Consider the following 23,372-nt stretch of genomic DNA (forward strand, 5'->3'; position numbering starts at 1 on the left):
GCCGTCCGCTCAGTGGTCCTTCACAGTGAGGCCGACGTACTGCGCCAGGGCGGGCGCCAGGTCGAACAGCTGGGTCGTGCTGATCGTCGCGCCCTTCATCCCCTCCAGTCCGGAGGCGATGCACAGCGCACCGGCCTCGCGCAGGTCGACCCTGGTCAGGGTGGCCCGGTCGAAACGGGCCCCGTCCAGGGTCGATCCGGGGAAGGAGACGTCGGTCAGGGTCGCCCCGCCGAAGTCCACGTCGCGCAGGAGGCAGTCGACGAAGACGACGTCCTTGAGCAGGGTCGCGCGCAGGTTGACCGAGTCGAATTTGCACTGGTGGAAGACGGTTCGGTACATCTCGGCGCCGTGGATCTCGACACCCGCGAGTACGCCGCCGATGCACTCGCCGTCCAGCCAGCGCGTCTCCGCGAGGTTGGTGCCGACCATGCGGACGTTGTGCAGCCACACGTCGTCGAAGCGGGAGCGCCGGTACCGGCCGCCGTCGAAGGTCGCCGAGGAGAAGGCCGACTCGCTGAAGAGGGAGCTGCCGCCGTCCGCGTCCTCGAGGACGGAGCCGTCGAAGTGGAGCCACTCGTAATTGCCCGCGTGCTCGATCTCGCCGGTGAAGGGCTGCAGGCGGTGCGCGAACGGCAGGGCGGCCAGGTCTCGGGGGGCACGGGCTCGCATGGGTTTCCTTCCGGGAGGAGGGCAATGGCGGGGAGGCCCCATGCTTACCGTCGCCCGCGCGCTTTTGCCCAATCGGCGCGAGCGGGAAGAGGGGCTTCGAGAGCCGAGCGCTCACCACGCCAAGATCCCCACAAAAGGGATTAGTCGTAGCAAATGACACAACCGCTGCTGTGACGTTCTCCCTGCCCCGATTCGATATCGAGTCCCTCGAAAGCGCCAAGGCGCCCTCTGAGCCCGGGGCTTGACCCGCTCCGGCAACCGCGGGCACCCCGCCCGCGCACTTCCCCCAAATCCATTCTGCGCTTCGGGCCTCCGACCGCGGCATCCGGCGGCCCCGCTCACGATCCGTTCTGGAGAACCGCCGTGCTCCCCCGCGCCTCCAGCCGCAGCGGATCCGCCCGTACGCAGGCGGACGGCGCGCCGTCCAGAAGGGCGAGGAGGTGCCGGGCCGCGCGGCGGCCGAACGCCGCGGTGTCGCGGGACAGAGCCGTGAGGGGAGGGTGCGTGGCTCGGCAGAGGATGGAGTCGTCCCAGGCGACGATCGAGAGGTCGCCGGGGACGGACAGGCCACGGCGTCCGGCGGCGGCGAGGCCGGCGACGGCCATCACGTCGTTGTCGTAGACGAGCGCGGTGGGCGGGTCCGGGGCGGCGAGGACGCGATGGGTCGCCTCGGCGCCCTGGGCGTCGGAGTAGTCGGTGATCACCGAGGCGACATGGTGCAGGCCCCGCCGGTCGGCCTCCGCGCGCAGGGAGGCGATGCGGCGGCGGGTGTGGGCGAGGCCGGGGAGCCCGGCGATGTGCGTGATGCGGTGGTGGCCGAGTGCGTGGAGGTGGCCGACGACGGCGGCCATGGCGGCGGTGTCGTCGGCCCAGAGGGTGGAGATCGCGCCGGTGGGCGGCGGCAGGGGGCCGGCCGGGGCGCCGATGATCACGGTGGGCAGGCCGAGGGCGTCCAGCAGCGCGGGGCGGGGGTCGTCCTCGCGCGGATCGACGACGAGGACGCCGTCCACCCTCCGTTCCGCCCACCAGCGGCGGTGGACGGCGCACTCGGCGGACACGTCCTCCACCACCTGGAAGAGCAGGCCGAAGTACCGCTCGGCCAGGGCCTCTTGAACGCCCGAGACGAGCTGGAGGAAGAACGACTCGACGCCGAGGGTGCGGGCGGGGCGGGCGAGGACGAGCCCGACGGTGGCCGTCCCCTCCCCGGACAGGGCGCGGGCGGCCGTGCTGGGCCGCCAGCCGAGCTGCTCGGCCACCCGCCGGATCCGGGCGCGCGTCGCGGCCGAGACGCCGGGACGGCCGTTGAGCGCGAAGGAGACCGCGCTCTCGGAGACGCCCGCGCGCCGCGCGATGTCCTTGATCGTCGGACGGCGGGCCGGGACACGGCGCATCACCGACCCTCCTTCCGGGCGTTGGCACTCAACAGGCTAAAGCGCATTAGTTCTTGACGGAAGTATTGACGCAACTCCCTTGCCGGGTGCACCTTTTCGGGCATGGCATTGTCCCGTGGAACGGCCCTCGCCACCGTGCCGCTGATCACCGTCGTCCTCGCCCTGGCGACCGCCTGCGGCGCGGGGGACGGCGGCGGAGGATCGAGCGCCGGCGGAAAGCCGGAAGGGAAGATCACTTTCCAGACCTGGAATCTGCGCGCGAAGTACAAGGACTACTTCGAGGGTCTGGTGGGGGACTTCGAGAAGCAGCACCCGGACGTCAAGGTGACCTGGCTGGACCAGCCGGCCGACAACTACGCGGACAAGCTGAGCGCCGACGCGGCGGGCGGCACGCTGCCGGACGTCGTCAACGTCTCCCCGGATCTCTCCTATCCGCTGGCCAAGGCGGGGATGCTGGTCGATCTCGACAAGGAGAAGGCCGCCGCGCGGTTCAAGGACGAGTACATGCCGGAGGCGTGGCAGGGCAACGTCCTGCCGGGGCTCGGGGGTTCGTACGCCTTCCCCTGGTATCTCAACACCGGCCCGCTGTTCTACAACAAGACGCTCTTCAAAAATTCCGGCCTGGATCCCGAGAAGCCGCCGAGGACCTACGACGAACTGTTCGGCGCGGCGCGGGCCATGGCCCGTGCGTCCGGCGGGAAGGTCGCCACGCTGGCGGGCACGCCGTCCGTCGAGGACTTCGGCCGGTACGGCGTCCGGCTGATGAACGACAGGGCCACCGAGTTCACGTACAACGAGCCGAAGGGCGTCGAGCTGCTCGGCAGGTACAAGGAGCTCTACGAGCGCGGCGGGCTCGATCCGCAGGCGCTCACCAACACCCCGGAGAAGGCCGGCCAGAAATTCCTGGAGCAGCGGGTCGCCATGAATCCGGGCAGCGCGCTCGACCTGGCGAACTTCAAGAAGAACGCGCCGAGTCTGTACCGAAGTCTCGGCATCACCGACGCGCCGAACAACACCGGAAAGCCCAATATGTATGTGATGGGGCTCGGCATCAGCGCGCGCAGCAAGCACAAGGCCGCGGCCGTCGCCTTCGCGTACTTCGTGACCGAGCGCAAGAACCAGGAGGATTTCGCGCACCGGGTCGCCGTCTTCCCCAGCACCAAGGGATCGCTGGACGCTCCGTACTGGACGAAGGACGACGGCACGGACGAGGGCCGGGTGCGGGTCGCCTCCGCGAAGATGCTGAAAGGAGCGGTGAATTACACACCGGTGGTGATGAGCGACGAGATGAAGACCGTCCTCAAGAACGAGGTCGCGAAAGCGCTCCAGGGGAAGAAGCCGCCGCAGCGGGCGCTGGACGATGCCGTGGCGCGGAGCAACGCACTGCTCAAACAGGGCTGAGGGGCCGGATCGCCGTGGCCGGACACGTCCGCACCCACCGTGCCGTCAGCCCCTGGCTGTTCCTGCTGCCGGGCCTCGTCGTCGTCACCGCTTTCAGCCTCTACCCCTTCCTCACCACCGTCCACCACGCGTTCACCGACGCCCGTACGCTCGCCCCAGGCGGCTGGGTCGGGCTCCGCAACTTCCGGGACATGCTGCACGACGAGCAGTTCTGGGTGGCGCTGCGCAACAGCGGCCTGTACGTGCTCGTCGTCGTCCCCTTCACGGTGCTGCTGCCGCTGCTGCTCGCGCTGTTGGTGGAGAAGCGGCTGCCGGGGGTGACGTTCTTCCGGTCCGCCTTCTACACGCCCGTCGTCGCGTCCGTCGTCGTGGTGGCGCTCATCTGGGGCTGGATGCTCGACGACCGGGGGCTGGTGAACGGCATCCTGCGCGTGCTCGGCGCGGGGCCGGTGCGCTTCCTCGGCGACCAGTGGCTGCTGCTGTTCAGCGCGATGGCGCTGACGGTGTGGAAGGGCCTCGGCTACTACATGATCATTTATCTGGCGGCGCTGGGGAACGTTCCCCGCGAGCTGCACGAGGCCGCCGCCGTGGACGGCGCGGGCGCCCTGCGCCGCTTCATGAGCGTCACGGTCCCCGCGGTCCGCCCGACGATGGTGCTGGTGGGCGCGCTGTCGTCGGTGGCGGCGTTCAAGGTCTTCTCCGAGGTGTACCTGCTGGCCGGGCCCACCGGCGGGCCGGCGGGGGCGGACACCACGCTGGTCATGCTCGTCCAGCGGACCGGCACCGGGCTCAACGGGCGCGTCGGCTACGCCTCGGCCATCTCGCTGGTCGTCTTCGTCGTCGCGCTGCTGCTGATGCTGCTGGTCCTGCGCGCCAACCGGAGGGAGGGGGACGGCCGATGAGGGGGTGGGAGAAGGTGCTGCGGTACGCGCTGATGCTCGTCGTGCTGGGCGTCACGGTCGGCCCGTTCCTCTGGCAGCTGTCCACCTCTCTCAAGGGGCCGACGGAGGACGTCCACACCTCGCCGCCGCGCTTCCTGCCCGAGCATCCGACCGGTGGCAACTACGCCGAGGTCGCGGACATCATCCCGGTCTGGGACTACGCGCTGAACTCGCTGAAGGTCGCGGTGGCGAGCGTCGCCACCAATCTGGTCGGCGCCTCGACGGCCGGGTACGCGCTGGCCCGGCTGCGGTTCCGCGGGCGGCGGGCGGCCGGGCTCGCCTTCGTGACGGCGCTGCTCGTCCCCCTGGAGTCCGTGATCATCGCGCAGTTGACGATGGTGCGGGACCTCGGGCTCGGCAACACGCTCGTCGCCGTCGTCCTGCCCGGGGCGGTCGGCGCGCTCAACGTCCTGCTGATGCGCAACGCGTTCGCGAACGTACCGTTCGAGCTGGAGGAGGCCGCGGTCATCGACGGCGCGAACGTGTGGCAGCGGTTCACGCGGATCGCGCTGCCGTCGGTGCGGGGCACCCTCGCGGTGGTCGCGATCTTCGCGTTCATGGGTGCGTGGGACGACTTCCTGTGGCCGCTGATCGTGCTCTCGGACTCCGACCGCTTCACCCTGACCGTCGGCCTCAACTTCCTGCACGGCACGTTCCAGCAGAACCCGCGGCTCGTCGCCGCCGGGACCGTCATCGCGGTCGCCCCGCTCCTGGTGATGTTCGCCGTCCTGCAGCGGTACTTCTTCCGCGGGGTCGGCGAGGGCGCCCTCAAGGGCTGAGAGGACTTCTCCTTCATGAGCGTGCGTTTCGGCGTCAACTACACCCCGCGCAAGGGGTGGTTCCACCACTGGCTCGACTTCGACCTCGACGACGTCCGCGCGGACCTCGACGACATCGCGTCGCTCGGTCTTGACCACGTGCGGGTGTTCCCGCTGTGGCCGGTCTTCCAGCCCAACCGGACGCTGGTGCGGCCGCGCGCCGTCGAACAGCTCGTCCGGCTCGTGGACGCGGCGGCCGAACGCGGGCTGGACGTCGCGGTGGACGGGCTCCAGGGCCATCTGTCCAGCTTCGACTTCCTGCCCTCCTGGGTGACCACCTGGCACCGGCGCAACATCTTCACCGACCCGGAGGTCGTGGACGCGCAGGCCCGCTATCTGGGCGAGCTGGCCGGGGCGCTGGCCGACCGCCCCAACTTCCTCGGCATGACGGTCGGGAACGAGATCAACCAGTTCTCCGGGGAGCCGCATCCCGATCCGGACCGGGTGGACGCCGGGGGTGCGGGGCGGTGGCTGCGGCGGATGGTCGGCGCGTGCGAGGCGGCCGCGCCGGGGCGGGCGCATGTGCACGCGTCGTACGACGCGGCGTGGTACGACGGGACGCATCCCTTCACGCCCGCGCATTCGGCGCGGATCGGCGCCATGACGGCCGTGCACTCGTGGGTGTTCAACGGGACGGTGCAGCGGTACGGGGCGGAGGCGGCGGCGACGGGGCTGCACGCGGCGTATCTGGTCGAGCTGTCGAAGGCGTGGGCGGTGGACGCGGGGCGTCCGGTGTGGTTGCAGGAGGTGGGGGCGCCGGTGCCGTTCGTGCCGGCGGAGCGGGCGGCCTCGTTCGCGCGGGCGACGTTGGATGCGGTGCTGGATTGCGATGGGTTGTGGGGGGTGACGTGGTGGTGTTCGCATGATGTGGACCGGGGGCTGGCGGATTTTCCGGAGTTGGAGTACGGGTTGGGGTTGTTTACGCAGGGGAGGGGGGTGAAGCCGGTGGGGGCTGTGGTGCGGGAGGTGTCTGCTGCTGCGCCTGCGTCTCCTCGTCCTCGGAGGACGGCGTTGGTGGTGGATGCGGGGGATGTCTTCAGCGCGTCGCTGCGGCCTATGTTGGCGCCGGGGGGTGCGTATTTCGAGGCGTGGGTGAGGTTGGCTTCGGACGGGGTGCGTCCGGCTGTTGTGCTTGCGCAACGGGTGGGTGAGGCGGGGCATTTGGCGGGGAGGGGGGTTGAGGAGGTGGTGACGGTGGAGCAGGTGGTGTAGTTGGGTTTTGGGATGCGCCCCTGCCCCGCCCTTTCACCGTTTCTTCCGGGCTCCGCCCGGACCGGCACCGCGCGGAGCGCGGGAGCTTTGCCCCCTGCACCCCCGCAACCGCGCTCCGCGCGGTTGTCCTCAAGCGCCGGACGGGCTGAATCGGGGCTCCGCCCCGGACCCCACATCGCGGCTTCGCCGCTCGTCCTCAAACGCCGGACAGGCTGGAGACCTGTGGTGTGCAGGACGGGCACGCAACCAGCCTGTCCGGCGTTTGAGGACAACCGCGCGGAGCGCGGTTTCAGGGGTCCAGGGGGCGAAGCCCCCGGGTCAACGCGGCGAAGCCGCGTTACGGGCCCCGGGGCCCTCCCCGGAAGAAACGGTGAAAGGGCGGGCCGGGGCACAACAACCCTCCGAAGGAGTCCACATGCCGCACCCTCACCACCACCCCATCCACCACCCCACCCGCCGCCAAACCCTCCTCACCGCAGCCGCCCTCCCCCTCGCGGGAACCGCTCCCGTGAGAGCAACGCCCGCGGGGGCACAACACAACATCCGCCCACCCCACGCCCCCCACTGGTTCCCCGACACCCTCGCCGCCTGGACCCCCGACACCGACCCCGACCTCCCCTTCAACACCTCCACCGTCCCTCTCTCCACCCGCTTCGGCTCCCGCCCCGGCACCGCCCGCGTCACCTCCCTCGTCTCCTTCGCCCCTACCTCCGGCAACCCCTCCCAAGGGGTGCCCACAGCCGATTACTACGCCCTCACCCACTGGGCCCACCTCGACGAACTCGTCTTCTGGGGCGGATCGTCGGGCGAAGGGCTGATCCTCGCGCCCAACGCGCCCGTCGTGGACGCCGCGCACCGCAACGGCGTCCCCGTCCTGGGCACCGTCTTCCTCCCACCCACCGCCTTCGGCGGGCAGTTGCGCTGGACGCGCGAGCTCACCGCGCGGAACGCGTCAGGCGGCTTCCCGCTAGCGGACCAGCTGATCCGCGTCGCGCGAGCGCACCGCTTCGACGGCTGGTTCATCAACGCCGAGACCGACGGCGGCGACCCTCAACTCGGCGCGGACATGCGCGACTTCGTCATGTACCTCCGCGACCGCGGCGCACCCCACGGCCTCCGCGTCACCTGGTACGACGCGATGACCGAAACCGGCGGGATCGACTGGCAGAACGAACTCAACGACCGCAACGACGCGTTCTTCCGCGCCGCCGACTCCCTCTTCCTCAACTTCAACTGGACGCGCTCCGGCCTGCGTTCCTCCGCCGAACGGGCCGATCAGGCCGATCAGGCCGAACGGACCAAGAGCCGCTACCATCTCTGGGCCGGGATCGACGTCGAGGCCCGCGGCTGGGACACCTCCGTCGACTGGGACGCGATCGTCCCGCCCGAGGGCCCGCACACCACCTCGATCGGCTTCTACCGCCCCGAGTGGACCTGGAAGAGCGCCCCGACCCGGGACCCCGCCGCCTTCCACGCCCGCGACGACCGGTTCTGGACGGGGACCGGCCACACCTCCTGGCACGCGCCCGCCACTTCCATACCCGCCCGCTCCACCCTCACCACCCTCCCCTTCGCCACCACCTTCAACACCGGCCACGGTCTGGGCTGGTACGAACAAGGCCGGCGCACCTCCGACCGTCCCTGGTCGCACCTGGGGCTCCAGGACCGGCTGCCCGCCGCTCGTCACCCGTCCGTCCGGTTCGGCTTCGACGACGCCTGGCGCGGCGGCGGAAGCCTCCTCATGGATACGGCGGTCGAGACCGAGCTGTACGCCGCCCGCTTTCCCCTCTCCCCCACGACCACCGTCGAACTGACGCACCGCACCGACCCCGGCTCGTCCCCCGTCCAGGTCGAAGTCGCCGTCACCGTGGCGGGGCACACCACGTACCTGCCCTTGGCGCGCCCCACCCCGAGGTGGACCACGGCCATGGTCCGGATCCCGGCGGTGAAGGGACACACCATCGACGCGCTCGGCATCCGCCTGCGCGGCGGCGGACGCGTCCGCTGGCGCCTCGGCCGGCTCGCCGTGCGCGACGCGATCCCCGCCGTCCCGGCCCGCCCCGGCACCCCGGCCGTCACCGGGTCCGCGCTCAACCCGGACGGCACGGCCGCCCTGCGCGTGACCTGGCCCGGGGCGAGGCCCGACGCCGTGCGCCACTACGAGCTCCACCAGCGCCTGCCCGGCGGAGGCGTCCGCTTCCTCGGGGGCACGTGTGGGCATGCCTACTACGTTCCGGCGCTGATCCGTCCGGCCGGCGAGGCGGCCACGCGCGTCGAGGTGCGCGCCGTGGACGAGCTGTACGCCTCCTCGGCCCCCGCTTCGTTCCTCTTCCCCTGGCCGACCTCCCGGTAAGGACAGCTGATGCACAACGACCGCACCATCACCGAGGCCCGTCTCAAGCGCGTGCTGGACGAACGCATCCGGCCGGCCGTGTATCCGGAGGCGGTCCCGCTGGAGGTGGGCGTCCGGCAGGCGCCCGGCGAGCCCGTGCCCGTGGCGGAGGGCCTGGCCGCCCCGCGCGAGCCGGTCGCGCCGGGCGCGGCGTGGGGGCCGGCCTGGGGCACGAGCTGGTTCACGGTGTCGGGAGCCGTCCCCGGGGCCTGGGCGGGGCGCACGGTCGAGGCGGTCCTGGACCTGGGGTTCGACGAGAACATGACGGGCTTCCAGTGCGAGGGGCTGGTGTACCGGGACGACGGCTCGCCGGTCAAGGGGCTCAACCCGCGCAACCACTGGGTGCGCGTCGCCGCCCCGGCCGCCGGCGGCGAGCGCGTCCGGCTGCACATCGAGGCCGCCTCGAACCCCGTCGTCCTCGACTACCACCCGTTCGTCCCGACCGAGCTGGGCGACCGGGAGACGGCGGACGACCGGCCGCGCTACCGGCTGGGGCGCATGGACCTCGCCGTGTTCGACGCGACCGTGTGGGAGCTCGTCCAGGACCTGGAGGTGCTGGACGGCCTGATGAAGGGCCTTCCGGAGGACGCGCCGCGCCGCTGGGAGGTGCTGCGGGCGGTGGAGCGGGCGCTGGACGCCGTCGATCTCCAGGATGTCGGCGGGACGGCGGCCCGGGCCCGCGAGCGGCTGGCCGGCGTCCTGGCCGCCCCGGCCCACGCCTCCGCGCACCGCGTCAGCGCCGTCGGCCACGCGCACATCGACTCGGCGTGGCTGTGGCCGCTGCGGGAGACGGTGCGCAAGGTGGCCCGTACGACGTCCAACATGACGGCGCTGCTGGAGGACGAGCCGGACTTCGTCTACGCGATGTCGCAGGCGCAGCAGTTCGCGTGGGTCAAGGAGCACCGCCCCGAGGTGTGGGCGCGGGTGAAGAAGGCGGTGGCGGAGGGCCGGTTCGTGCCGGTCGGCGGGATGTGGGTGGAGTCGGACACCAACATGCCGGGGTCGGAGGCGCTGGCGCGGCAGTTCGTGCACGGGAAGCGGTTCTTCCTGGACGAGTTCGGGATCGAGACGGAGGAGGTGTGGCTGCCGGACTCGTTCGGCTACTCGGCGGCGCTGCCGCAGCTGGTGCGGCTGTCGGGCTCGAAGTGGTTCCTGACCCAGAAGATCTCGTGGAGCAGGACGAACGTCTTCCCGCACCACACCTTCTGGTGGGAGGGCCTGGACGGCACGCGGGTGTTCACCCACTTCCCGCCGATCGACACGTACAACGCGCAGCTGTCGGGCGAGGAACTGGCGCACGCCGTGAGCAACTTCCGGGAGAAGGGCCGGGCGACGCGCTCGCTGGCGCCGACCGGCTGGGGCGACGGGGGCGGCGGCACGACGCGGGAGATGGTGGCGCGGGCGAAGCGCCTGGCGGATCTGGAGGGTTCGGCGCGGGTGGTCTTCGAGCGGCCGTCGGCGTTCTTCGAGAAGGCGCACGCGGAGTACGGACAGGACGCGCCGGTGTGGGTGGGCGAGCTGTACCTGGAGCTGCACCGGGCGACACTGACCAGCCAGGCGCGCACCAAGCAGGGCAACCGGCGGGCCGAACACCTGCTTCAAGAGGCGGAGTTGTGGTCGGCGACGGCGGCGGTGCGCGCGGGCTTCCCGTATCCGTACGAGCGGCTGGACCGCCTCTGGAAGACGGTCCTCCTGCACCAGTTCCACGACATCCTGCCGGGCACGTCGATCGCCTGGGTGCACCGGGAGGCGGCGCGGACGTACGCGGAGGTGGCGGCGGAGCTGGAGGAGCTGATCGGGGAGGCGGTGACGGCGCTGGCCGGGGATGCCTCCGGCGGCACGGTGGTCTTCAACGCGGCACCGCACGGGCGGGGTGGCATCGCGGCCCACTCGGCGCGCCCCGCCGCCGACACCCTGGCCTCCGGGCCGCCGACGGCCACGCCCCGGGAGGGCGGCGGCTACGTCCTGTCGAACGGCCTGCTGCGGGCGGAGGTCGACGGCCGGGGCCTGCTGGTGTCCGTCCGCGAAACGGAGTCCGGCCGCGAGACGCTCGCCCCCGGCACACCGGCCAATCTCCTCCAACTGCACCAGGATTTCCCGAACATGTGGGACGCCTGGGATGTGGACGAGTTCTACCGCAACACGGTCACGGACCTCGTGGAGGCGGACACCGTCGAGCTGACGGACGACAACTCGGTGCGCGTCGTCCGCTCCTTCGGCCGCTCGCGCGTCGAGCAGCGGATCGAACTGCCGCCCGGGGTACGGCGCGTGGACTTCGGGACGGAGGTGGACTGGCACGAGACGGAGAAGTTCCTCAAGGCGGCGTTCCCGCTGGACATCCGCACGGACAGGATCGCCGCCGAGACCCAGTTCGGCCACCTCCACCGTCCGACGCACACCAACACCGCCTGGGACGCGGCCAAGTTCGAGGCATGCGCGCACCGATTCGTCCACCTGGCGGAGAACGACTGGGGCTGGGGCGTGGCCCTGGTCAACGACTCGACGTACGGCTACGACGTGACGCGCGACGTCCGCGAGGACGGCGGCACGACCACCACGGTCCGCCTCTCCCTCCTCCGGGCGCCGCGCTTCCCCGACCCGCGCACGGACCAGGGCGTGCACCGCTTCCGGTACGCCCTCGTCCCGGGCGCGTGGATCGGCGACGCGGTGTGCGAGGGCTACCGGATCAACCTTCCGGAGCGGCATGTTCCGGGCGACCGGGCCGTCGGGGCACTGGCGCACTCGGGCAACGAGGCGGTGGTGATCTCGGCGGTGAAGCTGGCCGACGACGGCAGCGGGGACGTCGTCCTGCGGCTGTACGAGTCGCTGGGCGGCCGGGCGGACACGGTCCTGTCCTTGTACTTCGAGGCCGGATCGGCCTGTCGCTGCGACCTGTTGGAGCGCCCGTCGGAGGCGGTCCCGGTCGAGGAGGGGCGGATCGGGCTGTCGCTGCGGGCGTTCGAGGTCGTGACGTTGCGGGTGGCGCGTCACTACGGGGTTCGCCCGGAGCCCCTGCGGTAGCTGTGAGGACTGACGCCCGTGACGCGCTTGAAGCCGTCCCGGAAGGATGTCGGGGATCCAAAGCCCACCTGGGCGGCGACGCGCTCGACGGTGTGGTCCGTCGTTTCCAGCAGGTGCTGGGCCTGACGGACGCGGGCCCGGTGCAGCCACCGCAGGGGCGTGGTACCGGTCTGTTCGCGGAAGTGGCGGATGAGGGTGCGGGGGCTCGTGCCGACCCTGGCCGCGATGTCGGCCAGGGTGAGATCGCGGGCGAGGTTGTCCTGTAACCACAGCAGGAGGGGTTCCAGGGCCGAACCACGGGGCGCCGGAGTGTGGTGCTGGACGATGAACTGCGCCTGGCCGCCCTCTCGTTCCAGGGGCATCACGGCCACGCGGGCGGTAGCGGCGGCCACGGCGGATCCGTAGTCGCGGCGGACCATGTGCAAGCACAGGTCCAGCCCGGCCGAGGCTCCGGCGGAGGTGAGGATCTGTCCGTTGTCGACGTACAGGACGCCGGGGTCGACGAGGACATCCGGATACAGCTCCGCCAGCATGTCCGCCACCGCCCAGTGTGTGGTCGCCCGCAGCCCGTCGAGCAGGCCCGTGGAGGCGAGAGGAAGTGCGCCGGAACAGATAGAGGCGATCCGGGCGCCCTCGGCAGCGGCGGCGCGCAGCGCCTCGCGCACGGCGGGCGGGAGGGGGGTGGCGGGTGTCTCTGTGCCGGGTACGACGACCGTGTCGGCGTCCTTCAGGCGCTCCAGTCCCCAGGGCGCCCGGAGGGTGAAGGGTCCCGCGTCGACCTCGGGCCGCTCGGCGCAGATGCGGACCTGGTAGGCCTGAGCGCCGTCCGGCAGCGTGGTGCGGGTGAAGACCTCGATCGGGGTGGCCAGGTCGAAGGAGATCACCCGGTCGGGGGCGAGGACGGCAACCGTATGCATGGTCAGAACGTATCGGGACCCCCGGTGGACGCCGTCCGCCGGGTATGGCGTTATCCCGTTAAACCATGTCACTCCGACCACTTGGGTGGAGACCGGGGCGGGTCATAGCGTCGTTGGCGATCGCGGATCTCCCGTGGAACCTCCCGACTCCTCAAGGACTGGCCATGCACGCCCATGTTGTGTTGTTCGACGGCTTCGACCCCCTGGACGTCATCGCGCCGTACGAAGTGCTGCACGCGGCGGGGATGGTCTCGGGCGGGGCCGTCAGCGTGGAACTCGTCTCGGCCGAAGGGGCCCGGACGGTCCCCAGCAGCATCGAGGGCCTGACCCTCACCGCCATGGGACAGCTCGACCCTTTCCGCGCCGACCTCGTGCTGGTGCCCGGCTCGGCGCCTTCCGCCGACGAGCTCGAGGCGGCCTTGAAGTGCAGTGACGCGCAATCGACGGTGGCCACCGGGGCGCTGCGCGACCAGGCCCGCAGCACGCTGCCGCCCCTGCTGGCCCGGGCCGTGCAGCGGCCCAACGTGACGGTCGCGGCGGTGTGCGGCGGCTCGCTCCTCCTGGCCCTGGCCGACCTCATACCGGGAAGGCGGGCCACGACCCACAACCTCGGAATGGATCTCCTGAGCGCCTCGGGCGTACGGACGGTGCCCAACGCCCGTGTCGTGGACGACGGGGACCTGGTCACCAGCGCCGGGGTGACGTCCGGTCTGGATCTGGCACTCCATCTGGTGGAGCGCGAGCTCGGACCGCGCATCGCCCACAGCGTGGAGATCCTGCTCGCGTACGAACGCCGCGGCGTCGTCTGGAGCTCCCGCGGCCGCGCCCCCAGGGGCTTCACCGATATCCGGGCCGCCGCCCGTTGACGGTGCGCAGGCGGACGGTACCTGATCCGGCCTGTCCCGGGTGGGGGCGGGGCCCGGCCGGAGGTCCGGGGGCGCGGGCCCGGCGGCAAAGAGCAAAGCCCCGGGGTGGAGCGCCGGTGGGGTGCAGGGGCGGAGCCCCGCTCACCGCGTGGAGCACGGTGCCAGTCCGCGTGGAGCACGGGATAAACGGTGAAAGTGGGGTCCCCCCTCTGGGGGAGGGTCCGGGGCAAACCCTCCGCCCATCGGCCCGCACACCCGCACGAACCCCGCATAGCATTCCCGCATGAAGCTCCGTCCGCCCCGCCGCCGGCGCACCCGCCTCGCCGCCGCCACCGCGGTTCTCGCCGTGCTCGCCGGCACCGGCACCTGGACCGTGGCCGCCACCACCCGCGGGGACCCGCCGGTCCACCGCGAGGACCGGTTCCTGACGGTCCCCGGCGAAGGGGTCCGGATCGACACGTCGTTCTTCACCGCCGGCGACCCCGGCCGCCGCAGACCCGCCGTCCTGCTCGCCCACGGCTTCGGTGGCAGCAAGGACGAACTCCGCGGCCGGGCACAGGACCTGGCCCGCTCCGGGTACGCGGTCCTGACCTGGTCGGCCCGGGGCTTCGGGAAGTCCACGGGCAGGATCGGCCTCAACGACCCCGACCACGAGATCGCCGACGTGAGCCGACTCGTCGACTGGCTCGCCGCCCGCCCCGAGGTGCGGCTCGACGGCAAGGGCGACCCCCGCGTCGGCATCGCGGGCGCCTCCTACGGCGGCGCGGCCGCCCTCCTCTCCGCCGGGCGCGACAAGCGCGTGGACGCCATCGCCCCGGGCATCACCTACTGGAACCTCGCCGACTCCCTCTTCCCGGACGGGGTGTTCAAGAAGCTCTGGTCGGGGATTTTCTTCACCAGCGGGGCGAAGGGGCGCTGTGGGCGCTTCGAGCCCGACCTCTGCTCGATGTACGAGCGCGTCGCCACCTCCGGCCGCCCCGACGCCGAGGCCCGCGACCTGCTCGCGCGCCGCAGCCCCTCCGCCGTCGCGGACCGCATCAAGGTGCCGACGCTCCTCGTCCAGGGACAGACCGACTCGCTCTTCCCCCTCACCGAGGCCGACCGCGCGGCGGACGCGATCCGCCGCAACGGCGCGCCCGTCGCCGTCGACTGGATCGCCGGCGGCCACGACAGCGGATCCGAGGAGGAGGCCGACCGGGTGGCGGAACGCACCCGCGCCTGGTTCGACCGCTACCTCAAGGGCGACGAAACCACCGGCACCGGCCCGGCGTTCCGCGTCAGCAGGACAGGCGGCCTGGACACCACCGACGGCCGGCAGCGGATGCGCGGCGCGACCGCCGACCGCTACCCGGGTCTGCGCAACGACCCCCGCCCGATCCCCCTCACCGGCCGCGAGCAGCGCTTCGCCAACCCGGCGGGCGGAACCCCGCCCTCCGTCTCCGCCGTCCCCGGACTCGGCGCGGCCTCGCGCCTGTCGGGGCTCGGCCTCGGCCTGGCCCTGGACTTCCCCGGCCAGTACGCCCGCTTCGACTCCGCCCGCCTCACCGAGGGCGTCCGCGTCACCGGCACCCCGCTCGTCAAGGTCGAGGTGGCCTCGGACAGCGGCGAGGCGACGCTCTTCGCCAAGGTCTACGACGTGGGGCCGGACGGGAAGCAGCAGTTGCCCGGGCAGCTGGTCACCCCGCTCCACGTGAGCGACGCCAAGGGCGGGCGGACCGTGGAGGTGCGGCTGCCGGCCATCGACCACACCTTCGAGGCGGGGCACCGGATGCGCCTGGTCCTCTCCTCCACCGACCTCGGCTACGCCTCCCCCGCCGCCCCGGCCGCATACACCGTCTCCCTCGCGGACGGGGCGCTGAGCGTGCCCACCGCGTCCGGGGTGCGGACCGGTTCGTCGGGACTCCCCTGGTGGACCTGGGGCCTGCCGGCCGGCGGCGCCGTCGTCGCGGTCGCACTGCTGCTCACCGGGCGGCGCCGGACCTCCGCGCCCGCGCCCGATCCGGCGCTCGCGGACGTCCCGTTGCAGATCAGCGGGCTGACCAAGCGCTACGCCAAGTCCCACGACCGGTACGCCGTGCGGGACTTGTCGTTCCGCGTCGGGCGCGGCCAGGTGCTGGGCCTGCTCGGGCCGAACGGCGCGGGCAAGACCACGACCCTGCGCATGCTCATGGGCCTCATCCGCCCCGACGGCGGCGAGGTGCGGGTCTTCGGCCACGCAATCCGCCCCGGCGCGCCCGTCCTCTCGCGGGTGGGCGCGTTCGTGGAGGGCGCGGGCTTCCTGCCGCACCTGTCCGGGCGGGCCAACCTCGACCTGTACTGGCGCGCCACGGGCCGCCCGGCCCGGGACGCGCACGCCGAGGAGGCGCTGGAGATCGCCGGGCTCGGCTCCGCGCTGGACCGCGCGGTCCGCACGTACTCCCAGGGCATGCGCCAGCGCCTGGCCATCGCCCAGGCCATGCTCGGCCTGCCGGACCTGCTGATCCTCGACGAGCCGACGAACGGCCTCGACCCGCCGCAGATCCGCGAGATGCGCGAGGTGATGATCCGGTACGCGGCCGGCGGACGCACCGTGATCGTCTCCAGCCACCTGCTGGCCGAGGTCGAACAGAGCTGTACGCACCTGGTCGTCATGGACCGGGGGCGGCTGGTCACCGCCGGGCCGGTCGACGGGATCACCGGTTCCGGCGACACCCTGCTGGTCGGCGTGGCGGGCGGGGTCACCGACGCCGTCGCGGAGAAGGTGGCGGGCCTGCCCGGCGTCGCCTCGGCCGTGCGCGGCGACGAGGGTCTGCTGGTCCGGCTCGCCGGCGCGACCACGCCGGAACTGCTCGTGGAACTGGTCCGGCTGGAGATCCCGGTGACGGGCGTGGGCCCGCACCGGCGGCTGGAGGACGCGTTCCTGACCCTGATCGGAGGCACCTCATGAGTACGGCGTCCCTGGACGACGCAGCCGCACCGGGCTACCGCCCCGGACGCACCCTGCCGCTGCGCGTCGAGGCGGCGCGCCAACTGCGCCGCCGGCGCACGCTGGTGGTCGCCGGGGTGCTGGCCGTGCTGCCGTTCGTGCTGATCGCGGCGTTCGCGATCGGCGGGCGGTCGGGCGGGCGCGACGGGCGGATCTCGCTGATGGACACCGCCACGGCCTCCGGCGTGAACTTCGCCGCCACGGCGCTGTTCGTCTCGGCGGGCTTCCTGCTGGTGGTGCCGGTCGCCCTGTTCTGCGGCGACACGGTGGCCTCGGAGGCGAGCTGGTCGTCGCTGCGCTACCTGCTGGCGGCGCCCGTGCCACGGGTGCGGCTGCTGATGAGCAAGCTGGCGGTGGCGCTGGGCTTCAGCGCGGCGGCGATGCTGCTGCTGCCGCTGGTGGCGCTCGCGGCGGGGTCCGCCGCGTACGGCTGGGGGCCGTTGCGGATCCCCACCGGCGGGACGCTCCCGGCGGATGTGGCGGTGGCACGGCTGGCGGCCGTCGTGGCGTACGTATTCATCAGCCAACTGGTCACGGCTGCGCTGGCGTTCTGGCTGTCCACGGTGACGGACGCGCCGCTCGGCGCGGTCGGCGGCGCGATGGGGCTGACCATCCTCGGCAACGTCCTGGACGCGGTCACCGCGCTGGGCCACTGGCGCGACCTGCTGCCCGCCCACTGGCAGTACGCGTGGGTGGACGTCCTCCAGCCGCACGCCGAATGGAGCGGCCTGGTCAAGGGCTCGGCGGTGTCGGTGGCGTACGCGCTGGTGCTCTTCGCCCTCGCGTTCCGGCACTTCCGGGCGAAGGACGTGGTGTCCTGACGGCCACGACGTCCAGTCCAGTTCGTGAGAACTCTGTAACAGCGGGATCTTTCCACCCCCTCGAACACATCTTCACCTATGACAACGACGATGACGATCGAGAGGCAGAACGGAACCATGGCACTGCCGCAGCTGTACAGGAAGAGGATCGCGACGCTGGTGGCGGCCACGGTGCTCGGCTTCGCGGGGACCGCCACCGTCGCCGTCACCGCCGACGCGGTGGGCCGGGCGACGGACGCGGCGAGCGCGCCGGTGGTCGAGCGGCCGGCCCAGGGCGTCGTGCAGGTCGTCAACGTCGTGGACCAGCACTGACCCGGCCGCTCCAGCCTGCTCGGTGGACGGCTCAGTGGACGGCTCAGTGGACGGAGAACCCGCCGTCCACGAAGACCGCCTGCCCGGTGACGTACGCCGAGGCCCTGCTCGCCAGGAACACCGCCGCCCCCGCGAAGTCCTCCGCCACCCCGTTGCGCCCCACGAGCGTGCGCGCGGCCAGCGCCTCCACCTTGGCCGGGTCGGACGACAGCCGCTCGTTGAGCGGAGTCATCACGAACCCCGGCACGAGCGTGTTGCAGGTGACGCCGTACGGGGACCACGCCTCGGCCTGGGAACGGGCCAGGGACTCCAGCGCTCCCTTCGAGACGCCGTAGGCGCCGCTCTGCACGAACGCGCGGTGGGCCTGCTGGGACGTCACGTGGATGATCCGCCCGTACCCCCGCTCGGCCATGCCCGGCCCGAACCGCTGCCCCAGCAGGAACGGTGCCTCCAGGTTGACGGCCATGGTGGCGTCCCAGACGTCCTCGCCGAGCTCGCCGAGGGGCGGGCGGAGGTTGATCCCCGCGCTGTTGACGAGGATGTCCGGCTCGCCGTAGATGTCCGCGGCGGCGTCGGCGGCGGCGCGGACGCCTTCGCGGGTGCCGAGGTCGGCGCTGATCCGGGCGGCCCGGCAGCCGTCGGCGGTGAGCTCGTCCACGGTGGCCGCGAGGGCGGCCTCGCCGCGGGCGACGACCACGACGCGGGCGCCGGCACGGGCGAGGGCGCCGGCTATGGCCCGTCCGATGCCGGAGCTGCCGCCGGTGACGAGGGCGGTGCGGTCGTGGAGGGAGAAGAGGTGGGAGAGGTAGGGGTTGTTCGGCGGTGCGATCATGCGTCGCACCCTAGGGGGTTTTGCCCCGGACCCACCCTTTCACCGTTTCCCCGGGGCAAGCCCCGGCCCCGAAGCGCCCTTCGGGCTCCCCCAGAGGGGGTACCCCCAGTCCTCAAACGCCGGACGGGCTGAAATTCAGCCCGTCCGGCGTTTGAGGACGACCCGCGCGGAGCGCGCGAGAAACGGTGAAAGGGCGGGTCCGGGGCACAACTCCCCGCGCAGCGGGCCACCCACCGCCCCCCCCCTACGCCCGATCACACGTCAGATCCGGCTGCTTCTTCCCGCCTCCCGACAGCGTCACCTTCACGTCCCTCCACGACACACTCCCCGGCACCTCGTTGTGCGCCGCCGTGCACACCAGCTGCATCCGCGCCGGGTGCGTCAACCGGGCGACGTCCATCGGCAGTTGGATCGACACCCGGCCCCGCTCAGTCGTCACCGAGAGGCCCTTCTTCATCCCGGAGTTGATCGGGACCTCGCTGAACAGGCCCCGGGCGCGCTCCGCGTCGTTGGGGCCCTCGAGCAGCAGCAGGACCGCGCGATCCGCGCCCACCGGCCCGTCCGCCGGCCGTGACGAGAGCATCACGGCACCGCTGACGACGGCGAAGTAGAGCCGGGCCCCCCACCCGGGCGCCCCCGGCTTCTTGACGCCGGTCGCCGGCTGGCCGAACTCGATGACCTCCGTCCGCTCGATGCCGCAGCCGGTCAGCAGACCCAGCAGCAACGTGCAGGCGAGTACGCGCCGCATCCTCACTCCTCCTCGCCCCCCGCGCACAGCGGCAGTTCCACCGTGAAGACGGCCCCGCCCCCGGGGCCGTTGGCCGCCCGCACGGTGCCGTGGTGCAGCCGTACGTTCTCCAGGGTGATCGCCAGCCCGAGGCCGCTCCCCTCGGAGCGCGCCCGGGCCGCGTCGGCCTTGTAGAAGCGGTCGAAGACGTGCGGCAGGACCTCGGGGTCGATGCCGGGACCGCGGTCCGCGACCTCGATGAGCAGGCGCTCCTCGTCCGCGCGCAGCGACACCCGCACCGGCTCCCCGCCGTGCCGCAGCGCGTTGCCGACGAGGTTGGCGACCACGACGTCGATGCGCCGGGTGTCGAGCCGGGCGCGCACGCCCTCCGCCAGGTCGGCGGCGACCCGGTCCTGCCAGTTGCGGGCCTGGAGCGTCTTGCGGACGGTCTCGGCGACGTCGACCTCGTCCAGGTGCAGCGCCGCGGCGCCCGCGTCGAAGCGGGAGATCTCCATCAGGTCCTCGACCATGCGGGCGAGCTTGCCGGTCTCCTCGCTGATGAGGCGCACGGCGTAGGCCGTGTCCGGGTCGAGGGTCGCGGCGTCCTCGTCGAGGACGTCGACGACGGCGGTCATCGCGGCGAGCGGGGTGCGCAGCTCGTGCGAGACGTCGGCGGCGAAGCGCCGCGAGTTGGCCTCCATGCGCCGCAGTTCGGCGACGTTCTCCTCCAGGGCCGCGGCCATGCCGTTGAACGTCCGGGAGAGGTCGGCGAGTTCGTCGCCGCCGGTGACCTTGAGCCGGGTGTCGAGGGCGCCGTCGGTGATCTGCTGGGCGCCGCGGCGCAGTTCGCGCACGGGCCGCAGCACGCTGCGGGCGGCGAACAGGGCGGGGACGACGGCGAGTCCGACGGACAGCAGTGCCCCGCTCTGCGCGGCGTTGACCAGGGCCTGGACGTTGGCCTCGTCCTCGCGCAGCGGGACGCGGGCGTAGACCTCCAGCCCGGAGGGGTCGCGGCCGTCGCCCTGGTAGGTGACGGGCAGGCCGATGACGAGCCAGGGCCGGCCGCCGGACTCGACGCGCTGGACCGCCGGGATCCCGTCCCTGACCTTGTCCTGCAATCCGGCGCCGATGACGTCCTCGCCGTCGGCCGGCAGCCCCGGGATCATCGGGCCGTTCTTGTAACGGGTGTTGATGATCCAGCGCTGGGCGGCCTCGCCGGCCACGTTGAGGCCCTTGGAGAGCTTGACCAGGGCCGCCTCCTTCGGAGGCATCGCCAGTCCGGTGACCTGCGAGTTCACCTGGCCGCGCAGGGCATTGACGGCCGTGTCCTGGGTCCGCTGGAGGATCGCGGTGCGGGCCTCGCGGAAGGTGAGCGCCGCGGTGGCCAGCGCGCTGAGCGCGGCGACGAAGAGGAAGGCGACGACGAGGCGGGCGCGCAGGCCGCGGGCCAGGCTGCGCACGCCTCCCTTGCCCCTGCCCGGACGTCTCACAGCGGTCCGAACCGGTAGCCGAAGCCGCGCACCGTCTGGATGTAGCGGGGCGAGCGGGTGGAGTCCTCGACCTTGGTGCGCAGCCGCATCACGCAGGCGTCCACGAGCCGGGCGTCGCCGTGGTAGCTGTGCTCCCAGACGTGTTCCAGGAGCTGCTGGCGGCTGAAGACCCGGCCGGGGGTGGCGGACAGGTAGAGCAGCAGCTTCATCTCGGAGGGTGCGAGGGCGAGGTCCTGGCCGTGCTTGGAGACCAGCAGGCCGGCGCGGTCGATGACCAGGTCGCCGTACGCCTCGGCGGGGGCGGGCCGCTCGGGGTCGGGGCCGCCGCCGTCGGGGAGGGCGGCGCGGCGCAGGACGGCGCGGATGCGGGCCTCCAGGACCTCGCCGCGGGCGGGCTTGACGATGTAGTCGTCGGCGCCGGCCTCCAGGCCGAGGACGACGTCGATGTCGTCGCCGCGGGCGGTGAGCATGATGATCGGCAGTTGCTGGGTGGCGCGGATGCGGCGGCAGACCTCGAAGCCGCTGATGTCGGGCAGCATCAGGTCGAGCAGGACGAGGTCGGGCCGGAAGGCGTGGAGCGCGGCGAGCCCGGCCTCGCCGGTCGCCGCGGCCTCGACCTCGTGACCGCGGCGGCGCAGGGTGAGGGTGACCCCTTCCCTGACGGCCCGGTCGTCCTCGATCAGAAGCACGCGTGACATACGGACAGTATCGGTCGGGTAAGCACACGAACATGTCGCGAGCGGTCCCCGCCCGGGAACTGTCACCGATTGCTCATATTCCCCTCCCGCCCCGGCGCGGCGGGACGGGCCCCGATAATGGCCGTGGTTGTCCGTACCCCATCAAGTACCGCACGACCCGGAGGTCGCCCGTGAGCACGCACGAGGTCTTCAACCAGGCCCCGCCCCTGACCGGCTTCACCACCGCCGACGACCCGGCCCTGCTGGAGGCCCTCCGCAGGGACGGCGGCGGCTGGGGCGAGGAGGCGGTCCGCGCCCTCGGGGCCCGGGCGGGCTCGGAGGAGGTGCGGGAGTGGGCGCGCCAGGCCGAGGCGTACCCGCCGGTGCTGCGCACCCACGACCGCTACGGCCACCGCGTCGACGAGGTCGACTTCCACCCGGCCTGGCACCACCTGATGACCGCCGCCGTGGAGAGCGGCCAGCACGCCGCGCCCTGGATCCAGGCGCGGTCCGGCGCCCACCTGGTGCGGGCGGCCAAGTTCTACGTCTGGGCCCAGGCCGAGCCCGGCCACGGCTGTCCCGTCTCGATGACCAACGCCGCCGTCCCCGCCCTGCGCGCCGAGCCGGACCTGGCCGCGATCCACGAGCCGCTGCTCGCCTCCCCGGTCTACGACCCCGGACTCCGGCCGCCGCTGGGCAAGCGCGGGCTGATCGCGGGCATGTCGATGACCGAGAAGCAGGGCGGCTCGGACGTCCGCGCCAACACCACCACGGCCGTCCCGGCCGGCGACCACTACGTGATCACCGGGCACAAGTGGTTCACCTCGGCGCCGATGAGCGACGTCTTCCTGGTCCTGGCGCAGACCGAGGAGGGCCCGACCTGCTTCCTGATGCCGCGCGTCCTGCCCGACGGCACCCGCAACGCGATGCGCCTCATGCGTCTCAAGGACAAGCTGGGCAACCGCTCCAACGCCTCGGCGGAGATCGAGTACGAGCGGGCCGCGGCCTGGCGGGTGGGCGAGCCGGGGCGCGGGGTGCGCACCATCGTCGAGATGGTCAACATGACGCGGCTCGACTGCGTGATCGGCGCCGCCGCGGGGATGCGGGCCGGTCTGCGGCAGGCGCTGCACCACACCGCGTACCGCCGGGCGTTCGGCGCCGAGCTGATCGACCAGCCGCTGATGCGCAACGTCCTCGCCGACCTGGCCGTCGAGTCGGAGGCCGCGACCGTCCTGGCGATGCGGCTGGCGGCCGCGCTGGACCGGTCGGAGGCGGGGGACGCCGCGGAGGGGGCACTGCGCCGGCTCGCGCTGGCGGCCGGGAAGTACTGGGTGTGCAAGCGGGGCAGCGCGCACGCGGCGGAGGCGCTGGAGTGCCTGGGCGGCAACGGGTACGTGGAGGAATCGGGCATGCCGCGGATCTACCGGGAGGCTCCGCTGCTGTCCATCTGGGAGGGCTCGGGCAACGTCGCGGCCCTGGACGTGCTGCGGGCGCTGCGGCGGGAACCGGCCGCGCTGGACGCCTTCGAGGCCGAGGTCGCGCTGGCGGCCGGGGCGGACGCCCGGCTGGACGCGGCGGCCGCCGGGCTGCGGGAGCTGCTGGGCTCGCTCGGCGACCCCGGGCGGGACCAGCTGGTGGCCCGCCGGCTGGCCGAGCGGATCGCCCTCGTCCTGCAGGGCGCCCTGCTCGTACGGCACGCGCCTCCGGCGGTGGCCGACGCGTTCTGCGCGTCGCGGCTGGGCGGGGACTGGGGGCAGGCGTTCGGCACCCTGCCCGCGGGCGCGGACCTGGGGGCGGTCCTGGAGCGGGCCACGACGAAGGACGAGCGGTAGGACCGGTCGTCCGCCGCGCGACGACCGTCACACCATCGGGGGGTTTTCCGCCGCCGACCGGGTGAACGGGCGGCCGGGGACGCAGGAT

The 23,372-nt window shown here is 72.6% G+C and carries 18 protein-coding genes; 11 read left to right on the forward strand and 7 right to left on the reverse strand.

Annotation, left to right across the window (positions count from 1 at the left end):
- Positions 1-9: 9 nt before the first annotated feature.
- Both I5Q34_RS23830 and I5Q34_RS23835 read right to left on the reverse strand, forming a co-directional pair.
- Positions 10-669 (reverse strand): pentapeptide repeat-containing protein, encoded by a 660-nt coding sequence (locus tag I5Q34_RS23830; protein ID WP_199894434.1) that lies wholly within the window; start codon positions 667-669, stop codon positions 10-12.
- Positions 670-1,007: 338 nt separating this feature from the next.
- On the reverse strand, positions 1,008-2,060 hold the full coding sequence (locus tag I5Q34_RS23835; protein ID WP_199894435.1) for a LacI family DNA-binding transcriptional regulator: 1,053 nt from the start codon (positions 2,058-2,060) through the stop codon (positions 1,008-1,010).
- A 102-nt stretch (positions 2,061-2,162) separates the two neighbouring features.
- On the opposite strand from I5Q34_RS23835, the gene I5Q34_RS23840 reads away from it, so the two are divergent.
- From I5Q34_RS23840 to I5Q34_RS23865, 6 genes are all read left to right on the forward strand, one after another.
- Positions 2,163-3,461 (forward strand): sugar ABC transporter substrate-binding protein, encoded by a 1,299-nt coding sequence (locus tag I5Q34_RS23840; RefSeq protein WP_199894436.1) that lies wholly within the window; start codon positions 2,163-2,165, stop codon positions 3,459-3,461.
- A 14-nt stretch (positions 3,462-3,475) separates the two neighbouring features.
- Complete coding sequence (locus I5Q34_RS23845) at positions 3,476-4,363, forward strand: sugar ABC transporter permease (RefSeq protein ID WP_307811732.1); 888 nt, start codon at positions 3,476-3,478, stop codon at positions 4,361-4,363.
- On the forward strand, positions 4,360-5,181 hold the full coding sequence (locus I5Q34_RS23850; RefSeq protein ID WP_199894437.1) for a carbohydrate ABC transporter permease: 822 nt from the start codon (positions 4,360-4,362) through the stop codon (positions 5,179-5,181). Before I5Q34_RS23845 ends, I5Q34_RS23850 begins: the two co-directional genes overlap by 4 nt.
- Positions 5,182-5,196: 15 nt before the next feature.
- Positions 5,197-6,432 (forward strand): glycosyl hydrolase, encoded by a 1,236-nt coding sequence (locus I5Q34_RS23855; RefSeq protein ID WP_199894438.1) that lies wholly within the window; start codon positions 5,197-5,199, stop codon positions 6,430-6,432.
- Positions 6,433-6,847: 415 nt separating this feature from the next.
- Complete coding sequence (locus tag I5Q34_RS23860) at positions 6,848-8,785, forward strand: endo-beta-N-acetylglucosaminidase (RefSeq protein ID WP_199894439.1); 1,938 nt, start codon at positions 6,848-6,850, stop codon at positions 8,783-8,785.
- 9 nt (positions 8,786-8,794) lie between these two features.
- On the forward strand, positions 8,795-11,845 hold the full coding sequence (locus tag I5Q34_RS23865; RefSeq protein WP_199894440.1) for a glycoside hydrolase family 38 C-terminal domain-containing protein: 3,051 nt from the start codon (positions 8,795-8,797) through the stop codon (positions 11,843-11,845).
- Here the strand turns inward: I5Q34_RS23865 and I5Q34_RS23870 are convergent.
- Positions 11,815-12,762, reverse strand: a complete 948-nt coding sequence (locus I5Q34_RS23870; RefSeq protein ID WP_199894441.1) for a GlxA family transcriptional regulator — start codon at positions 12,760-12,762, stop codon at positions 11,815-11,817. The genes I5Q34_RS23865 and I5Q34_RS23870 overlap by 31 nt on opposite strands.
- Before the next feature lie 164 nt (positions 12,763-12,926).
- Between I5Q34_RS23870 and I5Q34_RS23875 the strand changes: the two genes are divergently transcribed.
- The 4 genes from I5Q34_RS23875 to I5Q34_RS23890 all read left to right on the forward strand — a co-directional run bounded on the left by I5Q34_RS23875 (position 12,927) and on the right by I5Q34_RS23890 (position 17,726).
- A complete protein-coding gene (locus I5Q34_RS23875; protein ID WP_199894442.1) occupies positions 12,927-13,628 on the forward strand; it encodes a DJ-1/PfpI family protein in 702 nt (233 codons plus the stop codon).
- Between the two features lie 283 nt (positions 13,629-13,911).
- Entirely contained in the window at positions 13,912-16,554 is a 2,643-nt protein-coding gene (locus tag I5Q34_RS23880) for an alpha/beta fold hydrolase (RefSeq protein ID WP_199894443.1), read from the forward strand.
- Complete coding sequence (locus tag I5Q34_RS23885) at positions 16,551-17,414, forward strand: ABC transporter permease (RefSeq protein ID WP_199894444.1); 864 nt, start codon at positions 16,551-16,553, stop codon at positions 17,412-17,414. Before I5Q34_RS23880 ends, I5Q34_RS23885 begins: the two co-directional genes overlap by 4 nt.
- 90 nt (positions 17,415-17,504) lie before the next feature.
- A complete protein-coding gene (locus I5Q34_RS23890; protein ID WP_199894445.1) occupies positions 17,505-17,726 on the forward strand; it encodes a hypothetical protein in 222 nt (73 codons plus the stop codon).
- Positions 17,727-17,769: 43 nt separating this feature from the next.
- Here I5Q34_RS23890 and I5Q34_RS23895 read toward each other — a convergent pair whose 3' ends face one another.
- The 4 genes from I5Q34_RS23895 to I5Q34_RS23910 form a co-directional block, all read right to left on the reverse strand.
- On the reverse strand, positions 17,770-18,558 hold the full coding sequence (locus I5Q34_RS23895) for an SDR family NAD(P)-dependent oxidoreductase (protein ID WP_199894446.1): 789 nt from the start codon (positions 18,556-18,558) through the stop codon (positions 17,770-17,772).
- Positions 18,559-18,802: 244 nt separating this feature from the next.
- Positions 18,803-19,306, reverse strand: a complete 504-nt coding sequence (locus tag I5Q34_RS23900; protein WP_199894447.1) for a hypothetical protein — start codon at positions 19,304-19,306, stop codon at positions 18,803-18,805.
- A 2-nt stretch (positions 19,307-19,308) separates the two neighbouring features.
- Positions 19,309-20,745, reverse strand: a complete 1,437-nt coding sequence (locus I5Q34_RS23905) for a HAMP domain-containing sensor histidine kinase (RefSeq protein ID WP_277965748.1) — start codon at positions 20,743-20,745, stop codon at positions 19,309-19,311.
- 26 nt (positions 20,746-20,771) lie between these two features.
- Complete coding sequence (locus I5Q34_RS23910; RefSeq protein WP_199894449.1) at positions 20,772-21,473, reverse strand: response regulator transcription factor; 702 nt, start codon at positions 21,471-21,473, stop codon at positions 20,772-20,774.
- Between the two features lie 32 nt (positions 21,474-21,505).
- Between I5Q34_RS23910 and I5Q34_RS23915 the strand changes: the two genes are divergently transcribed.
- Entirely contained in the window at positions 21,506-23,284 is a 1,779-nt protein-coding gene (locus I5Q34_RS23915; protein WP_199894557.1) for an acyl-CoA dehydrogenase family protein, read from the forward strand.
- Positions 23,285-23,372 lie beyond the last annotated feature (88 nt).

It is taken from the genome of Streptomyces sp. AV19, from assembly GCF_015999245.1.
GTDB lineage: Bacteria > Actinomycetota > Actinomycetes > Streptomycetales > Streptomycetaceae > Streptomyces.